We start from the raw sequence: 25377 nt of genomic DNA on the forward strand, positions 1-25377 counted from the left end.
CCGGGGTATAAATCAATTTGGCACTGGCTTATCAAGCACCCTGTTGAGTTCTCAAAGAACAACCACACACCACTCAGGCGTCTCACACTGTGAGAACCTGCTTGGGGCAACTCCTCAACCTTACTTGGCTCACTTCCCGCTGTCAACCTCATGTTCGAGGTGATCAAGGGAGGCGCTCCGGGTCCACGATGACGCTCGCCGTATCACGGCGGTCGTTGCTGTCGTGGGAAGCCGCAGACCGGCCGATTGCCACTTTGTGGCCATCCGCCCGGCTCCTGCCGGCTTTCGCACTTTACCCGGTCGGCCTCGCGATCGCAACCCCGTCTTGGAGTGTCCTCGCACCGCCCGGATCCTCAGTCTCGTTCGGCGTCCCCGCCACGAGCCTGGTGCCGTTGTCGGCCGGTTTGTCCGGCGTCCCGCGTGCAGAGAGAAATTTACGCCGCCCGCCCGGAGAAGGCAAATCGGCGTCCGTCACTGCGAGCCCCGGGGCGGCCGCCGGCGGTCGCGCATTCGTGATGACCGCGTGGGGTCCGAAGGCGGTCCCGGCGTGCCAGAGTGTCTGTCATGGCTGACCTCCCGCGCACCCGGGTGACCGTGCTCGCCGAGGACGCGCTGACGGGACTGCTGCTGCCGTTCTGGCAGCTGGTCATCGGCGCCTTCGTGGTCTTCGTCGTCCTGGTCTCGGTGGCTCGGCTGGCCCGCCGTGGTCGGTCCCGCATGACGACGGCACTTCTGGTCACGGCCGCCGCGATCGCCGGCTTCGCCGTGCTGGGCGTACTGCTTCAGGGGTGAGCGTCAGAGGCGGCGGTTCGCCAGGCTCGGCAGCTCTGCGCGGATGGTCCGCAGCCGGTCGAGGTCGAGGTCGGCGACCGCCAGGCCCGGTCCGTCGGGCACCTGGGTGAGCACCGTCCCCCACGGGTCGACCACCATGCTGCGCCCGTAACAGGTCCGGCCCGGCTCGTGGTCGCCGGTCTGCCCCGCCGCGGCGACGAAGCACTGGTTCTCGATCGCCCGCGCGCGGAGCAGCACCTCCCAGTGATCCCGACCGGTGTGGACCATGAAGGCCGCCGGCACCACGAGCAACTGGGCGCCACCCTCGATCACGAGCTGCCGGTACAGCTCCGGGAACCGGAGGTCGTAGCAGATCGACAGGCCGACGCGAAGGCCCTCGACGTCGACGACCACCGGCTGGTCGCCCGGGGCCACGGCCGCCGACTCCAGGTAGGAGACCCGGCCGGGGATCTCCACGTCGTACAGATGGATCTTGCGGTAGCTGCCGGCGAGCGTGCCGGAGCGGTCGAAGACCAGGGAGGTGTTCCAGGTGCGGGCCGGATCCGGCCCGCGCTCACGGATCGACCCGGCGATCAGCCAGATGCCCAGTCGCCGGGCGACGCCGGCGAAGAACTGGCCGACCTCGCCGTCGACGGGCTCCGGTTCGGGGAGGCCCGCGGCGGGGCCGAGATAGTCGACGCACTCGGGCAGGAGCGCCAGGTCCGCGCCGGCCGCCGCCGCGCGTTCCAGCAGGACCTCCGCGGCCGCGAGGTTCGCCTTACGGTCTTCCCGGGAGTTGAGCTGGCAGACGGCGACGCGCATGGGGACCAGCGTACGACCGGAGCGGGCGCGGCGACAGCGTCGAAGGGCGCAGGCGGGGCTCCCGGGTCACGGGTGGGTCGCGCCCTCCGGCTCCGGCCGGGCCGGGCGCGGACGGCGTCGAGTTCCCGGAGGCGTGGAGCGTCGACGCGGCGAACATCGCGACCAAACGACACCGCGCCCGACCGGAGCGGTCGGGCGCGGCGACGGTGGATCAGGCCGACTTCTCCTCGCGATCCCGCCGGGCACGCCGGCCGGTGAACTCGCGGGGCACGATCGTCGGGTTGACGTTCTCGAGCACCACCTCGCGGGTGATCAGCACCCGGGCGGCGTCGGGGTTGCTCGGCACCTCGTACATCACGGAGAGCAGGACCTCTTCCATGATCGCGCGCAGGCCGCGGGCGCCGGTGCCGCGCAGCATCGCCTGGTCGGCGATCGCCTCCAGGGCCGGCGGCTCGAACTCCAGCTCGACACCGTCGAGCTCGAAGAGGCGCTGGTACTGCCGGACCAGGGCGTTGCGCGGCTCGGTGAGGATGCGCACCAGGGCGGTGCGGTCGAGGCTGCGCACGTTGGTGATCACCGGGAGTCGGCCGATGAACTCGGGGATCAGCCCGAACTTCAGCATGTCCTCCGGCATGACCTGGCTGAAGATGTCGTCGGTCGACCGCTCGGAGACCGACCGGAGCCGGGCGCCGAAGCCCGTGCCGCCGTGACCGGTGCGGGCCTCGATGATCTGGTCGAGACCGGCGAAGGCGCCACCGCAGATGAACAGCACATTGGTGGTGTCGATCTGGATGAACTCCTGGTGGGGGTGCTTGCGCCCGCCCTGCGGCGGCACGTTCGCCACCGTGCCTTCCAGCATCTTGAGCAGCGCCTGCTGGACGCCCTCGCCGGAGACGTCCCGCGTGATCGACGGGTTCTCCGACTTACGGGCGATCTTGTCGACCTCGTCGATGTAGATGATGCCGGTCTCGGCGCGCTTGATGTCGTAGTCGGCGGCCTGGATCAGCTTGAGGAGAATGTTCTCCACGTCCTCGCCGACGTAGCCGGCCTCCGTGAGCGCGGTGGCGTCGGCGATGGCGAAGGGCACGTTCAACATCCGTGCCAGCGTCTGTGCCAGGTGCGTCTTGCCGCACCCCGTCGGGCCGAGCAGCAGGATGTTGGACTTGGCCAGCTCGACGGCGTCGCTGCCGGAGCCCGGTGCGCCGGCCGCCTCGGCCTGGATCCGCTTGTAGTGGTTGTAGACCGCGACGGCGAGCGCCTTCTTGGCCTGGTCCTGCCCGACGACGTAGGTGTCGAGGAACTGGCAGATCTCCATCGGCTTGGGAAGCTCTTCCCACTTCACCTCGCCGGACTCGGCCAGCTCCTCCTCGATGATCTCGTTGCAGAGATCGATGCACTCGTCGCAGATGTAGACCCCGGGGCCCGCGATGAGCTTCTTGACCTGCTTCTGCGACTTGCCGCAGAAGGAGCATTTCAGTAGGTCGCCGCCGTCACCGATCCGTGCCACCTACGTTCTCCCTGCACTCGTCGACCGGAGACCCGGCCCTCGCCTGCGGACGTGGAAGCGCCCGCCTCGTTCACCCCGCTCGTGCTTCCCGCCGGAAGGACCGGTGGAGCGGCACAACCCGACGTTACCCGCTGGCGGAGGTTTCTCCGACCCCCAAAACGGGTGTGTCAGACGGTCGGCCGGGAGCGGACTCCCGGCCGACCGTGACCCGAGCTGCTCAGCTGGCGGCGTTGGCCGCCAGCAGGCCCTTCTTGCGGCTGGTGAGGATGGTGTCCACCAGCCCGTACTCCTTGGACTCCTCGGCCGTCATGATCTTGTCACGGTCGATGTCCTTGCGAACCTTCTCGATCGGCCGGTTGCAGTGCCGGGAGAGCATCTCCTCGAGCTGCGTGCGCATCCGCAGGATCTCCCGGGCCTGGATCTCGATGTCCGAGCCCTGCCCGTAGCCGCCCTCGGTGGCCGGCTGGTGGATGATGATCCGCGAGTTCGGCAGCGCCATCCGCTTGCCCGGCGTGCCCGCCGACAGCAGCACCGCCGCCGCGCTGGCGGCCTGGCCGAGGCAGACCGTCTGGATGTCCGGCCGGACGTACTGCATGGTGTCGTAGATCGCCGTCATGGCGGTGAACGAACCGCCGGGCGAGTTGATGTACATGATGATGTCGCGGTCCGGGTCGGTGCCCTCGAGCGTCAGCAGCTGCGCCATCACGTCGTTGGCCGACGCGTCGTCGACCTGGACGCCGAGGAAGATGATCCGGTCCTCGAAGAGCTTGTTGTAGGGGTTGGACTCCTTGACCCCGTACGACGTGCGCTCGACGAACGACGGCAGGACGTAGCGGTTGTGCACGGCCGCGAACTGGGGCGGCAGGCTCAGGTCGGTCATCGTCAGCTCCTCAGCTCAGGGTCCCGGCGCCATCCGGAACCTGGGCGGCCCCGATGATCACCTTGTCGATGAAGCCGTAGTCCAGGGCCTCCTGGGCGGTGAACCAGCGGTCGCGGTCGGAGTCCGCCTCGATCTGCGCCTGGCTCTGGCCGGTGTGGTGCGCGACCCGCTCCTGGAACATCCGCTTGGTGTAGAGCATCTGCTCCGCCTGGATGGCGATGTCGGACGCGGTGCCGCCCAGACCGCCGGAGGGCTGGTGCATCATGATCCGCGCGTGCGGCAGGGCGTAGCGCTTGCCCTTGGTGCCGGCGCAGAGCAGCAGCTGACCCATGGACGCCGCCATGCCCATCGCCACGGTCGAGACGTCGTTGTCGATGAACTGCATGGTGTCGTAGATCGCCATGCCGGAGTAGACCGAACCGCCCGGCGAGTTGATCCAGAGGTTGATGTCGCGGTCCGGGTCCTCCGCGGCGAGCAGCAGGAGCTGCGCGCAGATGCGGTTGGCGACCTGGTCGGTCACCTCGCTGCCCAGGAAGATGATGCGTTCCTTGAGCAACCGGTTGTAGACCGAGTCGTCGAGGTTGCCAATGGTGTCGCCACCGCGGGCATCGATCGCCCGGAGCGGCTTCGCTTGGATGTGCATGTCGGTCATGGCAGCCCTTCGCTCTCCGTACCGTCCTACCCGACACTAACCGCTCAGCCGGATGGCAGAGCGCCGGTCCGGGCAGTGTTCGCTATCAGCGCAGCACCGCCGAGGCGTACCCGAAAAGGGAATCGGCCGCCGTCCACCGCAGGCGGCGGACGGCGGCCTCCCCGCACCGTCAGTGCTCGTGGTTGTGCTCGGCCTCGCTCTCGGCGCGCAGCGCGTCGAGGGTGACCTCGTTGCCCGCCGAGTCCTTGATCTTGATGCGCTCCATGACCGAGGCCAGGGCCTTGCCCCGCCGCACGTCACCGAAGACGGCACCGGCGGCGCCCGAGCGGACCAGCTGGTCGTAGTACTGCTGCGGAGCCATCCCGGCGCGCTGGGCCCGGTGCACGATCTCGTGGCCGAACTCGTCGTCGGAGACCTGCACGTCCTCGGCGTCGGCCAGGGTGTCCAGCAGCAGCTGGACCTTGACGCCCTCGGTCGCCGCCTCGGTCAGCTCGGCGTCGATCTGCTCCTCGGTCTTCTCCTCGGCCGCGAGGTATTCCTCCAGGGAGGCGCCGATCCGCTCGAGCTGGTCGATCATCGCCTGCTTGCGGTTCTCGACCTCCTCGCGGATGACGCCCTCCGGCGCCGGCACCTCGGCGGCGGCCACCATCTGCTCCAGCGCCTTGTCCCGGGCGGCGTAGATCTGCTCGACCCGCTTGCCCCGGGTGACCCGCTCGCGCAGGTCGCCGCGCAGCTCCTCGATGGTGTCGAACTCGCTCGCCATCTGGGCGAACTCGTCGTTGAGCTCCGGCAGCTCCTTCTCCTTGACCGTGCGGACGGTCACCGCCACCTCGGCGTCGCGGCCGGCGAAGTCGCCGCCGACGAGCTGGGTGGTGAAGCTGGTGTTCTCGCCGGCGGCCAGGCCGACGACGGCCTCGTCCAGGCCCGGGAGGAGCTGCTTGCTGCCGACCTCGTGGGAGATGTTGCTGGCGGAGCCGCCCGGCACGTCCTCGCCGTCGACGGTCGCGTTCAGGTCGATCTGGACGTAGTCGCCCTCCTGGGCGGCCCGCTCGACGGTCTTCAGGGTGGCGAACCGCTCGCGCAGGTTCTTCACCTGCTCGTCGATCTCGCTGTCGTCGATCTGCAGCTCGTCGACGGTCACCTCGATGGTGGCCGGGTCCGGCAGGGTGATCTCCGGGCGGACGTCGACCTCGGCGGTGAAGTTCAGCGAGTCACCGTCGTTGAACTCGGTGATCTCGACCTCGGGGCGGCCGAGCGTCTTCAGGTCGTGCTCGCGGACGGCGGCGAGGATGTTCTGCGGGATGGCCTCCTGCACCGCCTCGTTGAGGACGGTGCCCCGGCCGACCCGCTGGTCGATCACGGCCGCCGGAACCTTGCCCTTGCGGAAGCCGGGCACCTGGACCTGCTGCCCGATCTCCCGGTACGCCTTCCTGAGGCTCGGCTCGAGCTCGACGAACGGCACCTCGATGGCGAGCCGCACGCGCGTCGGGCTCAGAGTCTCGACGGTGCTCTTCACAGGCGTACTCCTTGACGGATCTCGGTTTTAGTCTGGGCGTGATAAGCCCATCGAGTGTAGGCGAGCCGGCCGGACGCACCGGCAGCGGCCGGGGACCGCGCGGAGGGCGACCCCGGCGACCGGCCGCGGACGACAGTCGGGGTGGCGGGATTTGAACCCACGGCCCCTCGCTCCCAAAGCGAGTGCGCTACCAAGCTGCGCCACACCCCGTGGCGACCAGCAGTGTATGCCGTCGCGACCCGCCGGACGTGCCGGGGCGTCCCTCAACGCGCCGAAGGGGACCAACCGGACATCCGGCGCGGCCAGGACCCGCCCGCCGCTCCCCCGGGCGGGATACGGCTGCGCGGGGCGGGCGGGTCATTGGGTACGCTGTCGGCGCGCCCTGCGATGGCGGGGCGCACGCGGGCGTAGCTCAATGGCAGAGCTTCAGTCTTCCAAACTGACGGTGCGGGTTCGATTCCCGTCGCCCGCTCCACGAACTCCGGCCCAGGTCCGCGGCGTCGTCGCCGAGCCTGGGCCGTTCTCGTTCCCGCACTCGCACGACACGGTCCACCTTCCAGGCCTCGACCTAGGAAGCGTCAGCCTCTCGGGAACTGCGCAACGCGCCAATCACCGCCAGTCCCACGCCGGCGAGCGCGATTGCCGCCTCCATGGCGGACGACACCTGAGGGAAGCCCTCCGTCGAGGTGCTCACCCTCATTCCTGGCTCCAGAAATGCGGCGTCGGGAGGTTCGGCCATGGCCCACCAGCCTGACCATGCCGTGGCGAGATCCGCGCAGGTGCGAGCCGTTGCGAGGAACAGCAGGAACATCCCCAGCGGGAGCAGCCCGTGCCTGTCGGCGCGCCGCCCCGACAGGGCGAGTGCCCCCACGGTCACGAGGGCAGCGAGCAGCGCCGGCCACACCGCCGCGAGCAGGTCGGGCAGCGGATAGCGGCCGAGATCCCGCGCGGAGTTCAGCCCGAACCAGGCGAGCACCAGCAGCGCGAGGACCGCCGTCGCCACACCCCGCCGTCTGCCACGCGACGGCAGCGCCAACACGCCGGCCGCGAGACAGAGAACGCCAAGAAGCAGGCCCAGTGCGGTGATCCTCTCCCGGTCGACCGTCGCCCGCCAACGCGCCAACTCGGAGGCGTTCGCCACCCCTTGGCCGTACGTCAGCCAGCCTGCTTCTTCGGCTTGCCCCTGGTACCCGAGCAGCCTCACCGCCACCACGGCAAGTAGCCCGACACCAGCGGCGACGGCCCACCTCACGCGGCGCGCGCCCTGGCCGACCAGGGCGTAGCCGAGCAGTGCGAGCAGCATGGCCAGGCCGAACTGCAGCGACGCCGCCGGCATGGCGAGCAGCGCCGCCGCAACCGAGAGCAGACCAGCCGCGACAGATGCCACGAGCAGGCCGATCGAAAGACGCACAGCCAAGATCGTGCAGGAGCCGGAAAGCGCACGTGGCCCCAGAATGTCGAGCGGGCCGGGATCGGCATCGACCGCAAACCCTTACCCACCAGGCACTCGGCTGCGCTCTAGTAGTAGTCGTCGATCGGCTGGCGCGCCTCATCGAACAGCGCCGGCCCCTCGTACCGCACCGGGGGCGGCGGCGGGGTGGCCGGCTTGACCTCCTCGAACTGCTCGCTGGACAGGGCGTACACCACCCGGCCGAGGCCGGACCGGTTGATCGCGGTCGCGCACATCGGGCAGGGCTGGCAACTGGTGTACATGGTGGTGCCGGCGGCCACGTCGGGGGCGAGTTCCCGAGCGGCCCAGCGGGCCAGCTTCAGTTCCGGGTGGGCGGTGATGTCCGAGTCGGAGACCACGGTGTTGTGATCCTCGATCAGGACGGTGCCGTCCGCACCGACCAGCAACGAGGCGAACGGCCGTTCGCCGGACGCGCCGGCCTGGCTGGCGAGTTCCACGGCTCGCCGGAGAAATCTCTCGTCGTCGGGGGTCATCGATCCTCCTGGGATTTGTGGTACGCGGCCACGGTCGCAAGTGTCCGCCAGTCGCGTTCGGGCTGGCAGATCTCGGTCAGGTTCCCGCCGAACGGGTCGAGCAGCGCCGTCTCCGCCCAAGCAGACGGATCCGGTCGACGGAGGCGATGATCCGGTCGATGGCAGGGACGCCCCGCCTGTGAGCGCACCTGTCCCCCGGCCGGCGGCGACGGTCGGCCCGAGCGACCGTGCCGCGCCTGCTGACACGGGCGACGCCCGCCCCGTCTCGCGTACCCTTTCGGGGTGGAGCTTGATGATCTTCCGCTTGCGGAGTTCGCGTTTCCGGGGCCGCTGCGGGACAGCCTGGTGGCGGCGATCCTGTCCGGCGCGAAGACCTCGACGTCCAGCCTCGTGCTCGGTTACGAGCGGACGGACGAGCCGATGCCCGAGGTCGGTGAGCGCTCGGCGGTGGTCGACTCGGCGGGCCGGCGGGTCGCGGTGATCGAGGTGACCGAGGTACGCGTGGTGCGGCTCGGCGACGTCGACCTGCAACACGCCCTCGACGAGGGCGAGGGGTACGGGTCCGTGGCGCAGTGGCGGGCCGGACACGAGACGTTCTGGCACAGCGCGGAGGTGCGCGCGGAACTGGGCGACCCGGGCTTCACCGTCGACGACGACACCCCGGTGCTGCTCGAACGCTTCCGGCTGGTGCACACCGTCTGAACGGTCTCCCGGTACGCGACGACCGGGCGTGCGGCGGCGTACGCCGCACGCCCGGGGCGGACGCCGCTCAGCCCCAGTTCTGCGGGGCGGGCTGGCGGGTGGTGGCGTTCAACCGGTTGAAGAAGTTGGTGGTGGCGAGCCAGAGCACCAGCGCCGCCAGTTCCTTCTCCTCGAAGTGGCGGGCGGCCTCGTCCCACACCTCGTCGGGAACGGGGTCGGCCCGGTCGGCGAGGCGGGTGGCGGCCTCGGCGAGCGCGAGCGCCGCCCGTTCCGCGTCGGTGAAGTACGGCGTCTCCCGCCAGGCGGCCACCGCGAACAGCCGCTCCTCGGTCTCCCCCGCCTTGCGGGCGTTGCGGGCGCCGGAGTCGACGCACGCGCTACACCCGTTGATCTGGCTGGCCCGCAGGTGGACCAGTTCCAGGGTGCTGCCGGGGACGCCGGCCGAGTGGGCCGCCTTGTAGAGCAGGTTGATCGCCTTCACCGTGTCGGGGAGCAGCGTCGCGGGGTTCTGCATACGGGCCTGCATGGACATCTCGCACGGTCCTTCCTGTTACGCTGCCGGCCTTCGCCGTCGCAGCGCTCCTGGTTCCTCACCCTGCTGTCGACAGCCGGAGGAACGACGTGACAGATGTGACCCGGGCCACACCAGGACGGGACAACCGCCGGGGTGGCGATGCCGTGAGCGACACCGACCTGCTCGCCGAGCGCTTCGAGGAGCAGCGCCCCCGGCTGCGTTCCGTGGCCCAGCGGATGCTCGGCTCCCGGGCCGAGGCCGACGACGCGGTACAGGACACCTGGCTACGGCTCAGTCGCGCCGACGCCGACGGCATCGACAACCTGCCGGGCTGGCTCACCACCACCGTCGGGCGGGTCTGCCTCGACCGGCTGGGATCCAGCGCCGCGCGGCACGAGCGGCCCGCCGACGTGGCCGCCGACGAGTCGACCAAGTCGGGAGTGGGCGAGGTCGACCCCGAGCGGGAGGCGATGCTCACGGAGTCGGTCGGGCGCGCGTTGGACGTGGTGCTACGGACCCTCGGCCCCACCGAACGGCTGGTGTTCGTGCTGCACGACATGTTCGCGGTCTCCTTCGACGAACTCGCGCCCGTCGTCGACCGCAGCCCGGCCGCCGTACGGCAGATCGCCAGCCGGGCCCGCCGGCGCGTACAGGACGGGTCGCCGGCGCCGGAGACCGACCGGGCCCGGCAGCGCGGGACCGTCGAGGCGTTCCTCGCCGCGTCCCGCGAGGGGCGCTTCGACGACCTGCTCACCCTGCTCGACCCGCACGTCGTCCTGCGCTCCGACGCCGCGGCCGTACGGATGGGCGGGGCCGGCGAGGCGCGCGGCGCGGCCACGGTGGCCGCCTTCTTCTCCGGCAAGGCGCAGGGGGCGGTGCCGGCGTTCGTCGACGGTGCGCCGGGAGCGCTGGTGGTCGTCGACGGCCGTACCCGCCTCGTGCTCAGCTTCGTGGTCACCAACCGGATCCTCGGCATCGAGGTGGTCGCCGACCCCGACGAGATCGCCGGTCTGGATCTGACCGTGGGCTGACGGCCCGCGCAGCCTGAGCCGCGCGTCAGGGCGCGATCGGCGCCGGTGCGGCTGCTGCGTACGATGCGGGGCCGGGCATCCCCTCGTCCCGCGGAGGTAACGGCAGATGGCAGGCCAGCACGAGGGGTACGCCCTCGGCGTCGACCTCGGCACGTCCCACACCGTCGCCGTGCTGCGCCGGCCCGACGGGCACACCCGCCCGCTGCTCGTGGACGGGCAGCCGATCATCCCCTCCGGCGTGTACGCCGACACCGACGGGCTGCTGCACGCCGGTCGGGACGCCCAGCGGCTGGCCCGCACCGATCCGGGCCGGTACGAGCCGAACCCGAAGCGGCGCATCGACGAGCCCGCGATCATGTTGGGTGACCGCCGGTACCCGCCGGCCGAGCTGCTGGCCGCAACGCTGCACGCGGTGGCCCGGGCCGCCGTCGAGGCGGTCGGTTTCCTGCCCCCGGCGGTGTTGACCTGCCCGGCGACCTGGGACGGCGCCCGCCGCGAGGTGCTGGCCGACGCCCTGGCGACGGCCGGTTGGCCGTCGGCGGCGGAGCACACACTCTCCGGTCCCACGCCACCGGGCACCCGGCTGCTGCGCGAGCCGGTGGCCGCCGCCCGTTACTACACGCAGGTGCTGCGCCGCCCGGTGCCGGTGGGCGGAACGATCGCGGTCTTCGACTTCGGTGCCGGGACGCTCGACGTCGCGGTGCTGCGCAACGAGGGCGCCGACCCGTGGGGCGACTCCGGGTTCACGGTCGTCACCGCGGGAGGCGCCGACGACCTCGGCGGCCTGGACCTGGACGTGGCCCTGCTGGGTCGGCTCGGCGAGCTGGTCGCCGAGGCGCACCCGGCACGGTGGGAACGGCTGACCCGCCCGGAGTCCGCGACGCAGTGGCGGGAGCGGCACGAGCTCTGGGAGAACGTGCGGGGCGCGAAGGAGATGCTGTCGCGGGTCACGGCCGCGCCGGTGGCCGTACCGGGGGTGGAGGCGGCGGTCACGCTCACCCGTGCCGACCTGGAGCGGGTGGCGGCGCCGCTGCTGGGCCGGGCGGTGGCGGTGACTCGGGAGGTGGTCGGCGCGGCCGGCCTCGACCCGCAGCAGCTCTCCGGCCTGTTCCTGGTGGGTGGCGCCACCCGGATGCCGATGGTGGCCCGGCTGCTGCACGCCGAGCTGGGCGTCGCCCCGACCGTGCTGGAGCAGCCGGAGCTGCCGGTGGCCGAGGGGGCGCTGACGGACCTGCCCCTGCCCCGGCGGGCCCGGTCCGCCGACGCCTTCGCCGCGCCCGCCGCCACGCCGGCACAACCCCCCGCGCCCGCCGGCCCGGCCCCTACGCCGACCGCCGTCGCCGGGCCGGAGGGCGTCACGCCGGCCCTGCCCGCCGGGCTCGCGCCGACCATGGACGCGGCCCCGCCGACCGCCCCGACCGTGCCCGCCGACCCGACACCGGCCACCCCGTTCGCCCCGCCGGACGCCGGCCCGTCGTCGTTCGCACCGCCGTGGGCGCCGGGGGCTCACCCGTCGTCGGGCGCACCGGCCGGAGGCGGGGCACCCCACGCACCGCCGGGGACTCCGGCCGCCGGCCCGGCCTCGGGCGCACCGGCCGGAGACGGGGCGCCCTACGCACCGCCGGGCGGTCCTGCGGGGGCGTGGTCGGGCGTACCCGTCTCCGGGACGCCGGTGTCGTCGTCGCCCGGCGGCGGCCGGAGTGGGCCGGCGCTCCCCCGACGCCGGGCGCTCTGGATCTCGCTCGCCGCCGTTCTCGCGCTGGCCGGCGTGGCGACCGCGGCGGTGCTGTACCTGACCCGCGACCGCTACCCGGCCCTGGAGTTCCGGACCGTCGACCAGCTGACCTGGGTGCCCGCCGGCACGCAGCGGCCGGCGGACATGTTCACCGCGGTCCTCGGCGACCGGGCTTACCTCGGGTATCCGCTCGACGACGGGCGGCTGGAGGTGGTGGCGGTCGACGCCGGCACCGGCGCGGTGAAGTGGCGCAAGCAGACGGCGGCGTCCTCCGAGCGGTGGAAGCGGATCGTCGCCCTGCCCGGCGCGGTCGCGGTCTTCGCCGACGCCATCGGCGACGACACTCCCCGCGACCTCCTGCTGCTCGACGGCGCCTCCGGCGACCAGCGGTGGCGCCGGCCGATCCTGGGCAACGACGACGTCCTCTTCGGCGACGGCGTCGCGGTGCAGGTGGACCGCGCCGGGAAGCGGCTCGTCGGGTTGCGCCTCGGCGACGGCCGCGAGGAGTGGACGCAGCCCAGCCCGCGTGACGAGTACGACAACACCCGCACCAGCGTCCACCCGGTCACCACCGACGAGGCGCTGGGCGGCCCGGCCTTCCTCGACGGCTCCCCGCGCGATCCCTGGCGCGGCGACGTCAGCCGGATCGTGCAGGTGGGCGCGGACCGGTCCGTCCGGCTGATCGACATGGGCAGCGGCCGGGTGGTCCGCACCCGTGCCGGGGTGGCCGACCACGACGACCTGGTGGTGGCGCACGAGGACCGGCTCTACGTGGCCCGCGACGACGCCGGTTACCAGCTGCTCGCGTACGACCTGACGAGCGACGCCCAGCCGAAGGTGCTGTACACGGCCCAGGACGACAAGCGCCGCCCGGAGGCCCTGGTGCCCTGCGGCGAGCGGCGGGCGTGCCTGCTGGAGGTGACCGGCGGCGACGACGAGACCGCCGAGGTCGTGGCGGCCACCGAGGAGAAGTGGACCCGCTGGAAGGCGCCGGAGGCGACCCGGCTCGTGCCGCTCGGCGAGCACCTGCTCGCCCGGCGGACCTCCCCGGAGTCGGCCGGCACGCTGTTCGCCCCCGACGGTCGCGCCGTGCTGTCCGAGCGCAGCGGGGTGGCGGTCCGGCTCGACGCGGGCAACCTGCTGCTCCTCGCCGACCCGCCCAGCTCGATCGAGGACGACCGCAGCGTCGCCGGGATGTCGGTGGATTCGGGTGAGGTGGCCGAGCTGGGCCAGCTGGCGGACGTACGCAGCGACAGCTGCTCGTGGAACACCGGCGTGATCGCCTGCGGTGCCGGTAGGCAGAGCGGGGACGCCGGGGCGGAATCCCCGTACGGCTTCGTGCTCTACCGGTTCGCCGAGTAGCCGATACCCGACAGCCATTCAGATGGATCTATATAGCCGATAGCCTCCTCTCAACGGCCAGGCTGCTCCGCGTCCGGTCACGAGCCGGCGCGGGGCCGACAGGAGGAGGACCGGCAGATGACACTTCCCCGTACCCGGCGATGGCGGGCCCGCGCGGTGGGCGTACTCGCCGCCGCCACGGTCGTCGCCGCGATGGGCACCCCCGCGGCGGCGACCCCGGCCACCGGCGAGATCCTGCACGCCGACGCCGCGAGCGCGGTGACCGACGGATACGTCGTGGTGCTCAGGGACGACCCGGTCGGACGCGCCGGCGACCGGCGGGCCGCCGTGACGGACGCCGCCAGCCGGCTGGCAGACCGCTACGGGGCCACCGTCGACCGCGTCTACGGGCACGCGCTCAGCGGATTCGTGGCGCACCTGCCGGAGCGGGCCGCCCGCCGGCTCGCCGCCGACCCGGCCGTGGCGTACGTGGAACGGGACCGGGTGGTGACCCTCGTCGGGCCGGGCGTGCAGCTCAACCCGCCGTCGTGGGGGCTGGACCGGATCGACCAGCGCCATCTCCCGCTCGACGGCCGGTACGCCTACCCGAACACCGCGCACAACGTGCACGCGTACGTCATCGACACGGGCATCCGGAGCACGCACGGCGACTTCGGCGTCCGGGCCGGCGGCGGCGTCGACCTCGTCGACGGCGGCCCGGCGGACGACTGCAACGGCCACGGCACCCACCTCGCCGGCACCATCGGCGGCACCCTGCACGGGGCGGCCAAGGAGGTCCGGCTGCGGCCGGTGCGGGTGCTCAACTGCGCCGGCAGCGGCACCTTCTCCCAGGTGATCGCCGGGGTGGACTGGGTCACCGCGAACGCCGTGCGGCCGGCGGTGGCGCTCCTCGCGCTCGGCGGCGGCGCCAGCACGGCGCTGGACGCCGCGGTGAACCGGTCGATCGCGTCCGGGGTGACCTACGCCGTCACGGCGGGCAGTTCGAACGCCAACGCCTGCAACTTCTCCCCGGCGCGGGTGGCGGCGGCGCTCACCGTGGCCGGCACCACCAGCACCGACGCCCGGATGCCGAGCGGCAATTACGGCAGCTGCATCGACCTGTTCGCCCCCGGCGCCAACATCACCTCCACCTGGCACACCGGCGACACGACGGCGGTCACCATCAGCGGCAGCTCGATGGCCGCCGCACACGTCGCCGGCTGCGCCGCGCTCGCCCTCTCGGCCAATCCGACCTGGAGTCCCGCCCAGGTGGCGGCCCATCTGGTCGGCAGGGCGACGACCGGCGTGGTCACGGGCGTGGTCAGCGGCACGCCGAACCGCCTGCTCTACTGCGGCCCCTGAGCCCACGCGGGCGACCGGACGCCGGTGCCCGGCCGAAGCGTGCCGGGCACCGGGGGTCCGGCGTACGCCCGAGCTGCCGGGCAGCGGTTCCCGGCCTCCCGTCGCACGGCCCGTCGCACCGGCGGGCCGCGCGATCCGCTCTCGGGTGACGCGGTCCGCTCTGGGAGGTGATGCGCGGATCGCGGCTCGACGATCGATGTTTGTCGACCTTGTCCCCGGTGGGTCCGCCGACTACCGTTCAATCGATGATCGATTACCTGGTCATCGGCGGGGGCATCGCGGGCGCCAGCGCGGGACACCATCTCGCCGCGTACGGGACCGTGGTGCTGCTGGAGATGGAGCACGTGCCCGGCCACCACTCCACCGGCCGGTCGGCCGCGACGTACTCCGAATACTACGGCGGGCCGGCGGTGCGCGCCCTGACCCGGGCCAGCCGGGGCTTCCTCACCGCGCCGCCGCCGGGGTTCAGCGAGCACCCGCTGCTCACCCCGCGCGGCGTGCTCACCCTCTGCCCGCCCGGCAGCGAGGACGCCTTCGAGGCGGCGCTGCGCGACGGGGCCGAGGTGGACCCGCCGGCCCGCGAGATCGACGTCGCCGACCTGCCCCGGCACTGCCCCGTCGTGCGGCCGGAGTGGTGCCGGCGGGCGATGGTGAAGCCGGCCGTACGGGACCTCGACGTCGCCGCGCTGCACCAGGGCTACCTGCGCGGCGTCCGGGCGGCCGGCGGCCGGGTCGTGTGCGACGCCCGGGTGCGCCGGCTGCGGCGGTCCGGCGGCGGATGGCAGGTGACCACGGACGCCGGCGAGTTCACCGCCCGGGTCGTCGTCAACGCCGCGGGCGCCTGGGCCGACGAGGTCGCGGCGGCGGCCGGCGTACGACCGCTGGGGTTGACGCCGCTGCGACGCACCGCCTTCCTGGTGGACGCGCCGGCCGGCGTCGCGGCGACGGACTGGCCGATGGTCGGGGACGTCGACAGCAGCTTCTACTTCAAGCCGGAGTCGGGGCGCCTCCTCATCTCCCCGTGCGACACCACCCCGGTGCCGCCCGGTGACGCCCGCCCCGACGACCTCGACGTGGCGATCGGCGCCGAGCGGGTGCAGGCGGCGACCACACTGGACATCCGCCGCGTCCACCAGCCCTGGGCCGGGCTGCGGACCGCCGCCCCGGACGACGTGCCCGTGATCGGCCCGGCGACCGACGCGCCGGGCTTCCTCTGGATGGCCGGGCTCGGCGGCTACGGCGTACAGACCTCGCCCGCGGCAGGCGCCCTGCTCGCCGCGCTGGCGGTCGACGCCAACCCCCCCGTGGACCCCACCCCCCTCTCCCCCTCCCGCCTCCCCTGACCCACCCACCCACCCACCCACCCGCGTCGATCATGAGGTTGGCGGCAGCCGAGGAGATCGACTTCGCCGTCGACCTCATGATCAGCGGGGGTTTAAGGGGGGCGGGGGGGTCAGAGGGAGCGGCGGCGGGGCAGCATCGTCAGTGCCGAGAGGGCGGCCGACGCCAGCGCTGCCAGCAGCATCACCTGGAAGACCGCCGGGTAGCCGGCCACGCTGGCGACCAGGCCGGCCAGCGGCGCCCCGGCCACCAGGCCGATGTCCCAGAACGAGGTGAACGCACCGAGCGCCGCCCCCTGGCGGGCCGGGTCCGTGCGGTTGATCACCAACAGGGCCAGCGCCGGGAAGAGCAGCGAGAGCCCGGCGCCGATCACCAGCCCGCCGAGGACCGCGACCAGCAGGTTCGGCGCGAACGCGACGAGCAACAGCCCCACCGCCTCCACCAGGGCCGACCCGACGGCCACCCGGCCGGCGCCGAGCTTGTCGGGCAGCCCACCCACGAAGAGCCGGACCCCCACGTAGGTGAAGCCGAACGCGTTGAGCGCGGCGATGCCGTTCTCGACGCCCCGCTCGGCCATGTGCAGGGCCACGAACGAGGCCAGCGCGGCGTAGCCGAACCCGGCCAGGGAGAGCGCGACGCCGGGCGCCACCGTACTGCGCGGCAGGATGCCGGCCCGGCCCGCCGGGCTCGCCTGCTGCGGCCCCGGTCGGGCGGCGACGAACGCGGCCCCGGCGGCCGCCGCCAGGACCGCGAACAGCCACACCGCGGGATAACCGGAGGTACGCAGCAGCACCGCGCCGAGCACGGTGCCCAGCGTGATGCCCAGCCACATGTGGATGCCGTACAGGCCGACGACGCGGCCCCGCCGGTCGGCCGGCGCCAGCGCCACCAGCCAGGCCGCGCCGGCGGTGTAGACGGCCGCCTCACCGATCCCGTGCAGGACCCGGACGCCGACCAGCACGCCGACGTTGCCGGCCACCAGGTAGGCGGCGCCGGCGGCGGCACACACCAGCGCCCCGCCCAGCATCACCGTCCGGTACCCGTGCCGGTCGCCGATCCGGCCGGCGATGGGCCGGGCGATCACGGCGGAGACCGCGATCGCGGCGATCACCACCCCCACCTCGACCCGGTTGCCGTCCAGCTCCTCGAGCACGTAGAACGGCAGCACGGCCAGGGACGCGCCCACGCCGAGCAAGCACAGGAAGATCGCGGCGAAGAGCGGCGCTATGGGCCGGTAGTACGACAGTTTTCCGCCGGTCATGGCTATGCGATGACGCTCCTAGGCCGGTACGACGTGGAAGAAGTGGGTCGGCAGGTGCACTGCCAAGCCCTCGTGGATCTCGGCACAGACGGCAGGGCCATCGATGGATAGCGTACCGGGCGGCGGGGTATCGACGCGAATCGAGGACCGCCCGGCGTCCAGCAGGCGGGCCGCCATCGCGAAGTCCCCCACCACCGCCTCGCCCGGCGCCACCATCCGCGTACGGCTGATCTGGACGCCGTTGCGGGTCAGGTCCGCCAGCAGCGCGCCCCGGCCGAGCAGGTGGGTGTAGTAGTCCCTCGGGTTGACGATCATCGCGTGCGGGGTGGCCCCGGTCTGCTCGATCTCGTCGCAGGCGGCGAGCAGGCCGCTGAGCCAGTCGTGCCGGTACGGCAGCCGCCCGATCTCCGGATGCCGCAGCAGGCCGCCCTCACCGATGGTCAGCGCCTGGTTCTCGGCCGTGGCGAGGCGGACCAGCAGCCGGTAGTCGATGAAGGAGGTCAGCCCCTCCGGGTCGTCGGCGAGTTCCTCGGGGATGCGCACCCAGGCGCGGATCGGGTGCACCCCGGCGGAGGCGGTGCCGAACCGGAAGGCGGCCTCCCGGCGCAGGCCCGACTCGTGCACGGCGGCGGCCTCGCCCGCGTCGGGCCGGCCCTCGCACCAGAACCGGACCGGCTCCATGCCGACCGGCCGCTTGCGGAACAGGTTGCGGACGGTCACCCGGGGGCGTTCCTTGGTCGGCTGGAAGGCGTCCGTGATGGTGTAGTCGAAGCGCACCTCGGCGCCGGCGGGATCGTCGGCGTACGCGCGGGCGAACAGCTCACCGGGCGACAGCGTCGACGACGCGGTCACGGGCGGCGCGGCGGTGGTGGTCATGAGTCCTCCCCGATGGAGATGGCGTGCCGGATCAGCCGCTGGTAGAAGGGCTGGTGGTGGTCGTGGTACGACCGCAGGGTGTCGTTGTTGGCGACGGTCACCTCGAAGGACTTCTCGACCGGCGAGAAGCCCGAGGTGCGTTCGACGTCGAGGTGCCACTTGCGGGTGCGCCGCCACTCGGCGCGCTCCCCCGGCGCCCAGTTCAGCGCCTCCGGCCGGAACGGCAGCCCGACGGCCTCGCACCAGGCGGCCACCGTCTCTTCGGGATGCCGCAGCAGGGCCTCGGCCCGGATCACCACCGGCGGCCGGCGCGCCGTGCGGCTGACCAGGTCGAACAGCTCCCACTGGTGCTCGTAGCCGATTTCCGGGCAGGTCACCGTCGGCTTGATCGCGTAGTGCGAGCTGATCGTGCGGGCCGGTTCCCGGACGATGAAGGTGTGGGTGACGTCCGCGATCGCCCCGGGATCGGCGAACAGGTGCTCGTAGCGGTATTCGAGCGTGTCCTTGACGAAGACCGTCCGGTCCCGGCCCAGCTTCGTCAGGTGCGCGACGACCTCGGCCGCGTCGGTCACGGTGACGGTGCCGCCGTCGGCGGTGGGCAGCTCCACGTGCCCCTCGTCGACGAGGGTGACCAGGGGCTCGTGGACGACCGTGACGTCGCCGCGGGCGATCATCATGCGCAGGAACGCGGTGGAGAGCGCCCGGGGGTGCGCCCACATGGCGATCACCGGCATGCGGGCCTCCCGTACCGCGTCGCCCGGCGCTGCGCCGCGGTACCGCGCTGCGCCGCGCTCACTGCGACCACGACGTGGGCTTGCGGTCCCACCGGTGCGCGCGCAGCGTGTCCAGCAGCCCGGCGTCCAGCGGCGCGCCGTCGCTGACGGCGAGGTTGGCGCGGACGTGCTCGACGCGGCGCATGCCGGGGATCACCGTGCTCACCGCCGGGTGGTGCAGGATGAACCGCAGCGCCAGCTCCGGCATGGTCATCCCCGCCGGCACGTCGGCGGCCAGCCGCTCGGCGCGCTCCACGCTGGGCAGCAGATTCTCCGGCCCGAAGTACGTGCTGCGCCAGTCCTCCTCCGGCCAGGTGCTGTCGGCGGTCAGCGTGCCGGTCAGCGTCCCCTCGTCGAACGGGACCCGGGCGATGATCGCGATGTCGTCGCGCTGGGCGCGCGGGAACAGCTCGTCCTCCGGCGCCTGGTCGAAGATGTTGTAGATGACCTGCACGACGTCGATCAGGCCGGTGTCGAGGGCGGCGTGGCAGTTCGTCGGCTCCCACCGGTTGACGCTGATCCCGACACCCTCGACCACGCCCTCCCGCTTGAGGTCCGCGACGGCCTCCTGCCAGCGGCCGTCGGCGGCCCACCGGTCCTCCCAGACGTGGAACTGGAGCAGGTCGATCCGGTCCACGCCGAGGTTCTCCAGGCTGCGGTGGGTGAACTCGCGGATGTGCTCGGCCGGGAAGACGTCGTCCAGGCTGTCCTGGGGGCCGGGTGGCCACTCGCGGTTCTTCGGCGGGATCTTGGTGGCCAGGTACAGCCGGCGGTCCGGGTGCCGGCGCACCAGGCCGCCGAGGAGCTGCTCACTGACGCCCCGCCCGTAGACCCAGGCGGTGTCGAAGAAGTTGCAGCCCCGCTCCACCGCCTCGTCCAGGCAGGCCGGTGCGGTGTCGTAGTCCCAGCCGGTGAAGCCGCCGGGCCCACCGCCGATGCCCCACATCCCGTATCCGACCTCGCTGACCTGCCAGCCGAGCCGACCCATCCTGCGGTATCGCATTCCACTCCCTCATCCGTGCCGGTCACCGCGTCACGCGCGGCCGTTCACCCTGGTCCCGCCGGCAGCAGCAGCCGGTCGGCCTCCCGCGGCACGTGCTCGCCCAGCCAGGCGCGGTAGGCGCCGACGGACGGGCCGAGCCGGTGGTCGCTGAAGCCCCGGTGCCGTTCCAGCTCGGCGCAGCCGTCGCGCCGGAAGAGCCGGGGGTTGTCGGTGAGCAGCGTCGCGAAGACCGCGCGCAGCGGCTCCTCGTCGGCGCCCGCGCCGGGCGGGAAGAGGGCCAGCAGCACGGCGGCGTCGCGGTCGCCCTCGTCCGCCGCCTCGCGCAGCCCCGCCAGGAACCGCCCGCAGCTCACCCGGGGCAGGGCGTCCGGGCCGGCCATCGGCAGGTCGGTGAAGTCGACGCTCACCGGGTGCAGGACGTGCAGCGTGCCGCCCCACTGGCGCGGGTCGACGACCGTGGCGACGATCCGCCGGGCGGCCCAGTCCACCGGCGTCCAGTCGGAGCGCACGGGCGCGTCGGGCCGCATCCGCAGCCGGTGGCAGGCCGCCAGCAGCAGGTGGGTCAGGGCCCGGGGGTTGGGGTGGCCGTCGTCCGCCGCGGGCATCACCTCGCCGAGGCGCAGCACCGTGATGGTCGCGCCCCGCCGCCGGGCGTCGTCGAGGTAGCGCTCCGCCACCCACTTCGACCGGCTGTAGCCGCTCGTCGGCGGGACGGCGAGGGCCGGGTCGTACGTCTCGGGCAGCGGCTGGGGATGGCGGGCGGCCTCGCTGTCGAGGACGCCGAGGGTGGAGACGTGGTGCAGCGGCTTCGGCCGGCCCGTCAGGCACAGCCGCAGCAGCTCGGCGGTGCCGAGGACGTTCGCGGCGCGGTGGGCCCGGTAGTCGAACAGGAAGTTGACCAGCGCCCCGGCGTGCAGCACGAGGTCGCAGTCGTGGGCCAGCCGGTCCCACGCCTGTGGGGTCAGGCCGAGGGCCGGCTGGCCGAGGTCGGCCGCGTACCCGTGCAGGCGCAGGCCGTGGCCGGGCCGCCACAGGCCCCGCTCGGCCAGCGCGCGCACGACGCGGGCGGTGGCCTCGGCGTCGTCGGCCGCGCGGGCCAGGCACAGCACCCGGACGTCGGTGGTGGCGAGCAGCTCGTGGACCAGGCGCGCGCCGACGAATCCGGTGGCCCCGGTGACCAGGACCGTACGCGGCGCCCGGCGCCGGCCGACGGGGCGTACGGGCAGGTCGGCCGGGACCTTCGCGTCCCGCTCCACCAGCTCTTCCTCGGTCTCGGCGGGGTCGGCCGCGCGCAGCCGTACCGCGAGCGCCCGGGCGAGCCGGGCGGCGCTGCGGTGGGTGAACAGGTCCTGCACGCCGACGCGGAGGCTCTGGTCCGCGCCGAGGGCGGTGACCACGTCGAGGGCCTGGAGCGAGTCACCCCCGGCGTCGAGGAAGTCGGTGTCGGGGGTGAGGTCGGGCCGGCCGAGGACCGTCCGGAACACCCCCAGCACGCGGTCGGGCAGCGTCCGCGCCTCGGCGGGCACGGCCGACGGGCGGGTCCGGTCGGCGAGCGTACGGTCCAGCCAGGCCTCCAGCGCCCGCCGGTCGACCTTGCCGTTGCCGGTCAGCGGCAGCGCGTCGCGCACGACGACGTGCCGGGGCACGTGGGTCCGGGGCAGCAGCCGCCGCAGGTGCGCCCGCACCTGCGGCTCCGTCACCTCGGGGTCGGCGGCGAGGAAGAGGGCCAGCGACTTCCCCCGGTGCTCGCGGGCCAGCAGGACCTTCGCCTGCCGTACGCCGGCCAGCCGGGTGGCGGCGGTCTCGATCTCGCCGGCCTCGATCCGCACGCCGTTGACCTTGAGCTGGTGGTCGCGGCGGCCGGCGAAGTGCAGCCGGCCGTCGGGGGCGATCCGGCCGAGGTCGCCGGTGCGGTAGAGCCGCGGGCCCGGGATGTCCGGCAGCGGGTTGGGCACGAACACCTCGGCGGTGCGGGCCGCGTCGCCGAGGTACCCCTCGCCAAGACACACGCCGCCGATGACGATCTCGCCGGTCTCGCCGGGCGGCAGGGGCCGCAGCTCGGCGTCCACCACGGCGGCGTAGCAGTTGTCGATGGGCCGGCCGATGGGGATGACGTCGCCGTCGGATCGGGCGACGGTGTGGAAGATCATGCCGATCGACGCCTCGGTGGGGCCGTAGCCGTTGGTGACCGCCACCTCCGGCACCAGCTCGACCAGGCGGTGCACCGCCCACGGGTCGATCTCCTCACCGCCGACGATCACGTTGCGCAGCGACGCGACGGCGCGGCGGGCGGCCGGGTCCCGGTCCAGGACCGAGACCAGCGCGCCGAGCACGCTCGGCACGAAGTCGGTCATCGTGACGGCCTCGTCGGCGATGGCCCGGACGGTCCGCTCGACGTCGAGGAACCCGCCCTCGACCGGCACCACCGTCCGGCCGCCGGTGGTCAGCGGCCAGAACATCTGCCACACCGACGAGTCGAAGGTGTGCCGGCTGTTCTGGAGCACCACCTCGTCGCCGGTCGCCGCGAAGTGGCGGGTCATGAACCGCAGCCGGTTGGCGATCCCGTCGTGCCGGTTCAGCGCGCACTTCGGGGTGCCGGTGGTGCCCGAGGTGAAGATGCCGTAGATCAGGTCGGCCGGGCCGATCGGCACGCCGGGCCGGCGGCGGGTCGGGGTGATCTCGTCGAGGTCGACGGGCAGGCAGGGGACGTCTCCGGTCTCGGGACGCGGGCCGGAGCCGCGTACCACCGCGAGCCGGGGCCGGACCACCCGCAGCGAGGCGTGCAGCCGGTCCGCCGGCCAGCCGGGATCGACGGGTACGAAGGCCGCGCCGAGCTTCATCAACGCCAGGTCGACGACGGGCAGTTCGAGCCCGTCGGCGAGCAGGACGGGCACCACGTCGCCCCGCCGGACGCCCCGCCCGGCCAGTGCGGCGGCGACGCCGTTGGCCAGGTCGTCGAGTTCGCGGTAGGCCAGCGAGCGGCCCCGGAACGACACCGCCCGACGGTGCGGGTGCCGGTCGACGCGCTCCTCGACCATGGCGGGCACGGCGAGGAAGGGCCGGTCGTCGTACGGCGTCCCGGCGGCCGCCGCAGGGGTGGCGGTGCACCGGCAGGTGGGTCCGTCGGAGACGGCAACCGCCGCCGCGTATCCGGTGTCGCCCGCCCTCATCACGCCTCCTGTCCCCGAGCTCGCCCGGCCTGTCGTCACGCCGCGGACGGGACGAATCCGACCCGACGCACAGCAAGGGTAGTTATCGTCACCGGTCGATGCCCTGGCTGTTGGTCAAGGACATTAGAGGGCCGACCGAGGGGAGGGAACATGCAACTTTCTGCTACATCGATTTCCGTCACTCGAAAGTGGCGACCGCGCCCCCGAGCGGCTCCCCGCGCACCGCCCGTCCGGCGGACAGGCCCTCCACCAGGGAATCCTTCGCCCACACGCCGGCGTACACGGAGATTCCACGCTGGACCGTCGGGCGCGCGCGGAGGCGGGTCGGCGGGGCGGACGGACCGCCCCGCCGCGCGGACGAGCAGGCACGATGACGGGCGGTAGCCGGCGCGGGCCGCCGGACCGGCGGCGGCTGAAGGTGACGCGCGGTCAGGAACGGGACGGGCACACGCGCGAGGTCCGACCGGACGAGCCGGCCGGACCCCGGAGGGCGGTTCCGATCCAGCCGCCGACGAGGCCACGGCGGGCTCGCCGGCGCAGCCGGTACGGCGGGTCGCGGTGTCCCCCTCGCCGATCACCGCCGTCACCGCGCTCAGCTCACCCGGCGCTCGTGGCCCTGCCAGAACCGCTCCCGCAGCTCGCGGCGCAGGACCTTGCCACTGGGGTTGCGGGGCACCCGGTCGATGAACTCGTAGTGCAGCGGCTGCTTGAAGCCGGCGAGCTGGCCGCGCAGGTGCAGCGCCAGGTCGCGCTCGGTGAGCTGCTGACCCTCCACCGGCACCACGAACGCGTACACGGCCTCGCCCCAGCGCTCGTCGGGCACGCCCACGACCGCCGACTCGGCGACCAGCGGGTGCCGGCTGATGACGTTCTCGACCTCGACGGGGTAGACGTTCTCCCCCGCCACGATGATCATGTCCTTGATCCGGTCGCGGATGAACAGGTAACCGTCCTCGTCGAGCAGGCCCGCGTCCCCGGTGACGACCCACCCGTCGACGAGCGTCTTCGCCGTGGCCTCCGGCAGGTTCCAGTACTTCACCATCACGCCCGGCGACCGCAGCCAGACCTCGCCGACCTCGCCGGGGGGCAACGGGTTGCCCTTGTCGTCCACGATCTTGACCTCGAAGCCCGGGTACGGCAGCCCCGCCGACTGCATCTTGCCGCTGTCGGGGGTGTGGTCGGCCGGGGGCAGGCAGACCGCGGAGTTGCCGGTCTCGGTGAGGCCGTAGATCTGGGCGAACTCGCAGCCGAAGCCCTCGATGCAGCGGGCCAGCAGCGCCGTCGAGATGGGCGCGCTGCCGTAGACGATCTTACGCAGCGAGGCGAAGTCCGCCTTGGTGACGCCGGGCTCGGCGAGCAGCAGCCGCAGCATCGAGGGCACCGCGAGGATGGTGGTGACCCGCAGGGTCCTGATCAGCTCCACCGCACCGGCCGTGGTGAACTCGCGCATCACCACGTTCGTGGCGCCCGCGGCGAAACCCATCGCCGCCCACGACAGGCCGCCGATGTGGAAGCCGCCGTTGCAGAGGAGGCTGACGTCGCCCTCGCGCAGGTCGAGCCAGTCCAGGTTCTCCGAGGCGAGCCCGTCGCGTACCGCGAGGAAGCTGCGGTGCGCCAGGACGACGCCCTTCGGCAGGCCCGTCGTTCCGCTGGTGTACATCTGCGCCAGCGGCGTGTCGGGCGTGACCTTGGCCAGCACGTTCGCGTCCGGCTGCGCCGACACCCAGGCCGCGAAGCCGGCGCGGGCCACGCCGTCGGAGTCCAGCGCCACCACCTGCCGCAGCATCGGCAGTTCCGGCGCCAGCTTCTCGGCGACGACGGCCGAGTCGGAGTCGACGAAGAGCAGGGCCGCCCCGGAGTCCCGCAGGATGTGCTCGACCTCGCCGGCGGCCAACCGCCAGTTGATCGGTACGAAGACCACGCCGGCCTTCGCCGCCCCGAAGAACAGGTCGTAGAAGTGCTCGGACTCCCTGCCCAGGTAGGCGATGCGGTCACCGGGGCGCAGGCCCGCCGCCTGGAGGCCGCGCGCGACCTGGTTGCTGACGCGGTGCAGGGTGGCGTAGTCGACGCGCCGGCCCTCGCAGATGATCGCGACGGCGTCCGGCTGCTGGGCGGCGTACCTGCGCACCACGTCGACGAGCGTGCGCAACTGAACAGTCACCGGGGTCCTCCTCAG

20 protein-coding genes and 2 tRNA genes are annotated in these 25377 nt (G+C 73.0%); 7 read left to right on the top strand and 15 right to left on the bottom strand.

What is annotated here, in order from left to right; all coding sequences use genetic code 11:
• Positions 1-564: 564 nt before the first annotated feature.
• Entirely contained in the window at positions 565-792 is a 228-nt protein-coding gene (locus ACFHW0_RS29225) for a hypothetical protein (protein ID WP_121399376.1), read from the top strand.
• A 3-nt stretch (positions 793-795) separates the two neighbouring features.
• Here the strand turns inward: ACFHW0_RS29225 and ACFHW0_RS29230 are convergent, their stop codons facing one another.
• From ACFHW0_RS29230 to ACFHW0_RS29255, 6 genes are all read right to left on the bottom strand, one after another.
• Positions 796-1593 (bottom strand): carbon-nitrogen hydrolase family protein, encoded by a 798-nt coding sequence (locus ACFHW0_RS29230; protein WP_416612797.1) that lies wholly within the window; start codon positions 1591-1593, stop codon positions 796-798.
• Between the two features lie 211 nt (positions 1594-1804).
• Positions 1805-3100: an ATP-dependent Clp protease ATP-binding subunit ClpX gene (clpX, locus tag ACFHW0_RS29235; protein ID WP_132239237.1), complete on the bottom strand. Its 1296-nt coding sequence runs from the start codon at positions 3098-3100 to the stop codon at positions 1805-1807.
• A gap of 217 nt (positions 3101-3317) precedes the next feature.
• The gene (locus ACFHW0_RS29240) at positions 3318-3980 is read right to left on the bottom strand and encodes an ATP-dependent Clp protease proteolytic subunit (protein WP_334565941.1); all 663 of its coding nucleotides are present in this window, start codon (positions 3978-3980) and stop codon (positions 3318-3320) included.
• Positions 3981-3990: 10 nt separating this feature from the next.
• On the bottom strand, positions 3991-4632 hold the full coding sequence (locus tag ACFHW0_RS29245; protein ID WP_091628855.1) for an ATP-dependent Clp protease proteolytic subunit: 642 nt from the start codon (positions 4630-4632) through the stop codon (positions 3991-3993).
• 169 nt (positions 4633-4801) lie between these two features.
• Positions 4802-6148, bottom strand: a complete 1347-nt coding sequence (tig, locus tag ACFHW0_RS29250) for a trigger factor (protein WP_416612800.1) — start codon at positions 6146-6148, stop codon at positions 4802-4804.
• A 136-nt stretch (positions 6149-6284) separates the two neighbouring features.
• Positions 6285-6358, bottom strand: a tRNA-Pro gene (locus ACFHW0_RS29255).
• Between the two features lie 191 nt (positions 6359-6549).
• Between ACFHW0_RS29255 and ACFHW0_RS29260 the strand changes: the two genes are divergently transcribed.
• Positions 6550-6623, top strand: a tRNA-Gly gene (locus tag ACFHW0_RS29260).
• Between the two features lie 93 nt (positions 6624-6716).
• Here ACFHW0_RS29260 and ACFHW0_RS29265 read toward each other — a convergent pair.
• Together ACFHW0_RS29265 and ACFHW0_RS29270 are read right to left on the bottom strand one after the other, a co-directional pair.
• Positions 6717-7559 carry an aminopeptidase gene (locus tag ACFHW0_RS29265; protein WP_416612802.1) on the bottom strand — a complete coding sequence of 281 codons (843 nt, stop codon included), beginning with the start codon at positions 7557-7559 and terminating at the stop codon, positions 6717-6719.
• A 107-nt stretch (positions 7560-7666) separates the two neighbouring features.
• Positions 7667-8092, bottom strand: coding sequence for a nucleoside deaminase (locus ACFHW0_RS29270; protein ID WP_416612804.1), 426 nt, complete (start codon positions 8090-8092; stop codon positions 7667-7669).
• A gap of 282 nt (positions 8093-8374) precedes the next feature.
• Here ACFHW0_RS29270 and ACFHW0_RS29275 point away from each other — a divergent pair, with 282 nt between their 5' ends.
• Positions 8375-8794 (top strand): ASCH domain-containing protein, encoded by a 420-nt coding sequence (locus tag ACFHW0_RS29275; RefSeq protein WP_416612806.1) that lies wholly within the window; start codon positions 8375-8377, stop codon positions 8792-8794.
• Between the two features lie 67 nt (positions 8795-8861).
• Here the strand turns inward: ACFHW0_RS29275 and ACFHW0_RS29280 are convergent, their stop codons facing one another.
• Positions 8862-9320 (bottom strand): carboxymuconolactone decarboxylase family protein, encoded by a 459-nt coding sequence (locus ACFHW0_RS29280; RefSeq protein WP_416612851.1) that lies wholly within the window; start codon positions 9318-9320, stop codon positions 8862-8864.
• A 152-nt stretch (positions 9321-9472) separates the two neighbouring features.
• On the opposite strand from ACFHW0_RS29280, the gene ACFHW0_RS29285 reads away from it, so the two are divergent.
• The 4 genes from ACFHW0_RS29285 (at position 9473) to ACFHW0_RS29300 (ending at position 16120) form a co-directional block, all read left to right on the top strand.
• Entirely contained in the window at positions 9473-10339 is an 867-nt protein-coding gene (locus ACFHW0_RS29285) for a sigma-70 family RNA polymerase sigma factor (protein ID WP_416612808.1), read from the top strand.
• A gap of 106 nt (positions 10340-10445) precedes the next feature.
• Positions 10446-13436 carry an Hsp70 family protein gene (locus ACFHW0_RS29290; protein WP_416612810.1) on the top strand — a complete coding sequence of 997 codons (2991 nt, stop codon included), beginning with the start codon at positions 10446-10448 and terminating at the stop codon, positions 13434-13436.
• Between the two features lie 117 nt (positions 13437-13553).
• Positions 13554-14777, top strand: a complete 1224-nt coding sequence (locus ACFHW0_RS29295; protein WP_416612812.1) for a S8 family peptidase — start codon at positions 13554-13556, stop codon at positions 14775-14777.
• Positions 14778-15022: 245 nt separating this feature from the next.
• A complete protein-coding gene (locus tag ACFHW0_RS29300; RefSeq protein WP_416612814.1) occupies positions 15023-16120 on the top strand; it encodes an NAD(P)/FAD-dependent oxidoreductase in 1098 nt (365 codons plus the stop codon).
• Between the two features lie 110 nt (positions 16121-16230).
• Here the strand turns inward: ACFHW0_RS29300 and ACFHW0_RS29305 are convergent, their stop codons facing one another.
• The 6 genes from ACFHW0_RS29305 to ACFHW0_RS29330 all read right to left on the bottom strand — a co-directional run bounded on the left by ACFHW0_RS29305 (position 16231) and on the right by ACFHW0_RS29330 (position 25362).
• Positions 16231-17379: an MFS transporter gene (locus tag ACFHW0_RS29305; RefSeq protein WP_416612816.1), complete on the bottom strand. Its 1149-nt coding sequence runs from the start codon at positions 17377-17379 to the stop codon at positions 16231-16233.
• An 18-nt stretch (positions 17380-17397) separates the two neighbouring features.
• Positions 17398-18255, bottom strand: a complete 858-nt coding sequence (locus ACFHW0_RS29310; protein WP_121399388.1) for a family 3 encapsulin nanocompartment shell protein — start codon at positions 18253-18255, stop codon at positions 17398-17400.
• Positions 18252-18989, bottom strand: a complete 738-nt coding sequence (locus tag ACFHW0_RS29315) for a hypothetical protein (protein WP_416612818.1) — start codon at positions 18987-18989, stop codon at positions 18252-18254. The genes ACFHW0_RS29310 and ACFHW0_RS29315 overlap by 4 nt, the downstream gene beginning before the upstream one ends.
• 58 nt (positions 18990-19047) lie before the next feature.
• On the bottom strand, positions 19048-20031 hold the full coding sequence (locus tag ACFHW0_RS29320; protein ID WP_416612820.1) for an aldo/keto reductase: 984 nt from the start codon (positions 20029-20031) through the stop codon (positions 19048-19050).
• A 44-nt stretch (positions 20032-20075) separates the two neighbouring features.
• Positions 20076-23201: a non-ribosomal peptide synthetase gene (locus ACFHW0_RS29325; RefSeq protein WP_416612822.1), complete on the bottom strand. Its 3126-nt coding sequence runs from the start codon at positions 23199-23201 to the stop codon at positions 20076-20078.
• 592 nt (positions 23202-23793) lie between these two features.
• Positions 23794-25362 (bottom strand): fatty acid--CoA ligase, encoded by a 1569-nt coding sequence (locus tag ACFHW0_RS29330; RefSeq protein ID WP_416612824.1) that lies wholly within the window; start codon positions 25360-25362, stop codon positions 23794-23796.
• Positions 25363-25377: the final 15 nt, after the last annotated feature.

Origin of the sequence: Micromonospora sp. LOL_025, from assembly GCF_048060285.1 — a bacterium.
Lineage (GTDB): Bacteria > Actinomycetota > Actinomycetes > Mycobacteriales > Micromonosporaceae > Micromonospora.

Bases quoted from the DNA above. Each gene is read 5' to 3' on its own strand.
- ACFHW0_RS29270 (WP_416612804.1), bottom strand. From the start codon at position 8,092: ATGACCCCCGACGACGAGAGATTTCTCCGGCGAGCCGTGGAACTCGCC.
- ACFHW0_RS29295 (WP_416612812.1), top strand. From the start codon at position 13,554: ATGACACTTCCCCGTACCCGGCGATGGCGGGCCCGCGCGGTGGGCGTA.
- ACFHW0_RS29230 (WP_416612797.1), bottom strand. From the start codon at position 1,593: ATGCGCGTCGCCGTCTGCCAGCTCAACTCCCGGGAAGACCGTAAGGCG.
- ACFHW0_RS29310 (WP_121399388.1), bottom strand. From the start codon at position 18,255: ATGACCACCACCGCCGCGCCGCCCGTGACCGCGTCGTCGACGCTGTCG.
- ACFHW0_RS29320 (WP_416612820.1), bottom strand. From the start codon at position 20,031: ATGCGATACCGCAGGATGGGTCGGCTCGGCTGGCAGGTCAGCGAGGTC.
- ACFHW0_RS29315 (WP_416612818.1), bottom strand. From the start codon at position 18,989: ATGCCGGTGATCGCCATGTGGGCGCACCCCCGGGCGCTCTCCACCGCG.
- ACFHW0_RS29325 (WP_416612822.1), bottom strand. From the start codon at position 23,201: ATGAGGGCGGGCGACACCGGATACGCGGCGGCGGTTGCCGTCTCCGAC.
- ACFHW0_RS29290 (WP_416612810.1), top strand. From the start codon at position 10,446: ATGGCAGGCCAGCACGAGGGGTACGCCCTCGGCGTCGACCTCGGCACG.
- ACFHW0_RS29300 (WP_416612814.1), top strand. From the start codon at position 15,023: ATGATCGATTACCTGGTCATCGGCGGGGGCATCGCGGGCGCCAGCGCG.
- ACFHW0_RS29245 (WP_091628855.1), bottom strand. From the start codon at position 4,632: ATGACCGACATGCACATCCAAGCGAAGCCGCTCCGGGCGATCGATGCC.
- ACFHW0_RS29280 (WP_416612851.1), bottom strand. From the start codon at position 9,320: ATGCAGGCCCGTATGCAGAACCCCGCGACGCTGCTCCCCGACACGGTG.
- ACFHW0_RS29240 (WP_334565941.1), bottom strand. From the start codon at position 3,980: ATGACCGACCTGAGCCTGCCGCCCCAGTTCGCGGCCGTGCACAACCGC.
- ACFHW0_RS29305 (WP_416612816.1), bottom strand. From the start codon at position 17,379: ATGACCGGCGGAAAACTGTCGTACTACCGGCCCATAGCGCCGCTCTTC.
- ACFHW0_RS29225 (WP_121399376.1), top strand. From the start codon at position 565: ATGGCTGACCTCCCGCGCACCCGGGTGACCGTGCTCGCCGAGGACGCG.